5 protein-coding genes are annotated in these 3,729 nt (G+C 63.8%); 1 reads left to right on the top strand and 4 read right to left on the bottom strand.

From position 1 onward, the window contains the following. Positions 1-160: 160 nt before the first annotated feature. From VMI09_16345 to VMI09_16330, 4 genes are all read right to left on the bottom strand, one after another. Entirely contained in the window at positions 161-802 is a 642-nt protein-coding gene (locus VMI09_16345; protein ID HTQ26259.1) for a paraquat-inducible protein A, read from the bottom strand. After that, a complete protein-coding gene (locus tag VMI09_16340; GenBank protein ID HTQ26258.1) occupies positions 799-1,521 on the bottom strand; it encodes a paraquat-inducible protein A in 723 nt (240 codons plus the stop codon). Before VMI09_16340 ends, VMI09_16345 begins: the two co-directional genes overlap by 4 nt. A 92-nt stretch (positions 1,522-1,613) precedes the next feature. Continuing rightward, positions 1,614-2,042, bottom strand: a complete 429-nt coding sequence (locus VMI09_16335) for a GFA family protein (protein ID HTQ26257.1) — start codon at positions 2,040-2,042, stop codon at positions 1,614-1,616. Between the two features lie 41 nt (positions 2,043-2,083). Next, positions 2,084-2,476: a carboxymuconolactone decarboxylase family protein gene (locus tag VMI09_16330; protein HTQ26256.1), complete on the bottom strand. Its 393-nt coding sequence runs from the start codon at positions 2,474-2,476 to the stop codon at positions 2,084-2,086. A gap of 147 nt (positions 2,477-2,623) precedes the next feature. On the opposite strand from VMI09_16330, the gene VMI09_16325 reads away from it, so the two are divergent. Then, the gene (locus VMI09_16325) at positions 2,624-3,328 is read left to right on the top strand and encodes a methyltransferase domain-containing protein (protein HTQ26255.1); all 705 of its coding nucleotides are present in this window, start codon (positions 2,624-2,626) and stop codon (positions 3,326-3,328) included. The last annotated feature ends 401 nt before the right edge of the window (positions 3,329-3,729 follow it).

Raw genomic sequence — 3,729 nt, 5'->3', positions numbered from 1 at the left:
CACGATCGTGATCTTCGGACCTTCGCTCCGGAGCCTGGCGATACCCACCCATACGCCGACAGCCGCCGCTACGATCGGGATGACCCAGACCATCGAAAGCCTGGTCTGCTTCCTGGAGACCGCCCTCGATTCGGGAATCGCGCCGGGCGGCGTTTGCGGATCAGCCATGTGCAACCTCTTTCAAATTGACGGCGTCCCAGATCAGGCGCGGATCGAACGACTCGACCGCCAACATAGTCAGCACAACCACCGCCGCGAAAAAAAACAGGCCCGGCCCCGGTTCGACCGACATCAGCGGCTGCAGCTGTATGAGCGCGGCGGTAAAGGTGTCGACGAACACGTCAACCATCGACCAGCGTCCGATGAACTCGACGGTCCGGTACATCCGGATCCGCTGCTCATTGTTCGTCACCGACCCGCGCTGCACGCTGATCAGCAGATAGGCCATCGCGATGATCTTCGCGCTCGGAATCATGATGCTCGCGATGAGCACGATCAGCGACAGCGGCCATCCGGTCGGCGACCACAGCAAGACCACACCCTGCAGGATCGTGTCGGAATCGGAGCCGGCGGCGGTGGTCGTCGTCAGCACGGGGAGGATGTTGGCCGGGATATAACAGACCGCGGCGGCGATCAGGTATGCCCAGGTACGCTGGATACTGTCGCGCTTGCGAAACTCGAGCGGCTCGTCGCATCGCGGGCAGAGCCCTTCGGCCTCGCCCGGGGCGGGACGCGAGAGCAGCCCGCAGGTTTCGCAGCTCTGCAGGCCCTGCTGCATCGCGATGGGCGGGGATGCGCTCATTGGCTCGCCTGGGCCATCGGATTTCCGCGGGCGCGCTCCGCGGCGACCGCGCCCGAGCCGTCATTCGCCCACTCGATCCTGTCCCACACCTGCTTGGGATCGAAATTCGCCTGCATCGCGGCGAGCACGAAGACCAGCGCGCCGAGCACGAACAGCGCCATACCCGGAATCACCGTCGCGTAGTCAGCGATCTTGACCAGCGCCACCAGCACGCCGAGCATCATCACTTCGATCATGCTCCACAGGCGGGTGGTCGGATGATGGCGCAGCAGCGTGCCCACCCATTTTCGCGGACGGCCGCGACAGGCTCCGACCACGATCGCGAGCATGAAACCGATCTGCAGCGCGGGCGCGGCGACGGCGGTGAGAAACACCAGAGCGCCGACCATCTTCTGTCCGTTCTCCCAGAGATGGCTGGCGCCGCCGATCACGGTGGTCGAGGCTGCGCGCCCGACGATCGTCAGACCCAGCATCGGCACGGAATTCGCCACCACGTAAAGCAGCGCCGCGCCGATCGCCAGCGCGAGCGTCCGGTTCAGCGAATCCTCCCGATAGCGCCACAGCTCTTCGTTGCAGCGCGGGCAGCGCGCCGACGCGCCCGGCGCCAGATTCGGCAGGCGCTGCAACAAGTCGCAGCGAAGGCATCCGACGAGCGAGGTGTCCGCTATCGGCTCATTGTACATCCCGGCTATACCAACGCACTTGACGGCCGCGGGCAAGCCGGACCTTGGGCCGATAGTCTCGAGGAGACCGATATCGGGGGGCGGAGAATCCGGACCGGTGAGAGAGGCAGCCGGGCGGCCTTGCCTTGTTACCCGCCATCCGTCGCCGGCGGCTGCGGCATCGTATGGAATTCCGGCAGGTTTCCGGCGGTCGCGTCCCAGCGTGCGCGATCGCGCGTGAACATAACGGCTTCGGGCTCAAATACCGACGAGTCGTCCAGCGTGCCGACATAGAGGCTGACCGCGTCCGGCGCCGCGTCCGACGTTCCGAAGAGCAGGCTGCCGCAGGTCGGGCAGAAGTGGCGGACCGACCTTCGTCCGTTCATCGCGGCCGCCGTGTAGCTCGTCGTCGCGCCGCTTGCGGTGAACAACTCCTTCGGCATCCCCATCACCGGCACGTGTCCGCTTCCCGACGCGCGCTGGCAATCGCGGCAATGGCAATAAACCGCGAAGAGCGGCTTTCCCCGCGCCTCGTAGCGCACCGCTCCGCAGAGGCATCCGCCGGTTATCGTCTTCATCTCAGTCCTCGGCGCGATCCGTTTATGAGCGAAGAACGCCTCTATTTGAAGGCGTCGTCGACCTCGACCTGGTAGCCATTGGCGAGGGCGTTCGTTTCGTTCGCCATCCCGACCACCGCCATCAGTTCGCCGAGCATAGCTTCGCTCATCCCCGCCTTGCGCGCACCCGCGGTATGCGAGCGAACGCAATATTCGCATCCGTTGGTCGCGCTGACCGCGATGTAGAGCATCTCCTTGGTCAAGCGGTCGAGCGCGCCCGGCGCCATCACTTCCTTGATGCTGTCCCAGGTGCGTCTGAGCGTCGGCGGATGATTGGCGAGCGCCTTCCAGAAATTGTTTACCCAATCGGTCTTGCGCGCCGCCATGATGTCGTCATAGACGGCCCGGACCTCCGCGCTCGCCTCGCCGTACTCGATAAGCCTAACGGTCGCCATACGCCCTCCGCGTCTTTGGGGATGCCGAAAGGATATTCACTCCGCCCTCGACCGTGTCAAATGAGCGCGCTCGACGCGGAAATCGGCGCGGATTGCGCACGAAATTCCGTTCGCCCGAACGCGGTCCGGGTTGCTAGGCTTCTGTCGATGGTTCAGGCGGTTCGCAAAGCCTCCGCATCCGGCCCCGAAGCGCACGATCGCGCGCTTCGCAAGCTTGTCCCGTGCTTCGATGATTTCCATCGCGCGGCGCTCGACCTGCTGCCCTTCGCGACCGCGGACCGGTTCGAGTTGCTCGACCTCGGTTCGGGCACCGGATTCTTATCAGGAATGATCGCCGCGATGTTCCCGAAGGCCCAGCTCACGCTGTTCGACCTTACGCCCGAGATGATGACGATCGCGCGCCAGCGGCTGAAGCCGCTTGGCCGGCGCGCGCGCTTCGTGACCGCGGATTTCACCGCGGCAGCGCCCGCGAAATCCTATGACGCGGTGGTGTCGGCGCTGGCGTTGCATCATCTGCCCGACAGCGGCAAGCGCCATCTCTTCGCCGACATCTTCAAGTACCTCACGGCGGGCGGCGTCTTCATCAATGCCGACCAGGTCGCGGGCGAGACGGCGGCGATCGATCGCCGCTCGCGCGAGACGTGGATCAAGCGGGCGCGCGAGCTGAAGGCGACCGAGCGCGACCTGAGCGCGGCGCTCGAGCGGATGCAACGGGACCTGCCGGCGACGGTGGGACAGCAGCTTGCATGGATGCGTGAGTCGGGATTCGTCGAGGTCTCCTGTTCCTACCGCAACCTCATCTATGCCGTGATCTCGGGCATGAAACCTGCGCCGCTAAACACGAACGGCTGACTGCGCCACTGCCGATCTTTCCGTTGATTCCCGAAACATCGGGTTAACGCGCTTTTCGACAAAATGCCGTGTACGATGACGGCCGTTGCTGGAATTTTCACGCAACCGCCGGGAACGCAAGGCCTCCAACGGTGGAACCAAATATCGCATCCAGCTATCGATCGAATGACATTCCACGCATCGGAACGACGAGAAAGTGCCCGTCGTTCGATGAGGGGCAAGGTGCGCTTTCGGCCCGTCTTGAAAATGTGACAAAGGATTCTAGTCAGTATGGAACGACCGGCTCCGATTCGCAGATATCGTAGGTTACGCTGCGAGTTGGAGAAAGGTAGCGCAGGGCTACAAACGAAAGGAGCCGGTCGATGGAGAATAATATCCGATTCGTGGGGTTTGATGTCCAC

It is taken from the genome of Candidatus Binataceae bacterium (assembly GCA_035500095.1).
In the GTDB taxonomy this organism is placed as follows: domain Bacteria; phylum Desulfobacterota; class Binatia; order Binatales; family Binataceae; genus JAKAVN01.
The sequence above is the reverse complement of the archived record's forward strand: the minus strand, read 5'-3'. Positions and strand labels throughout refer to the sequence as shown.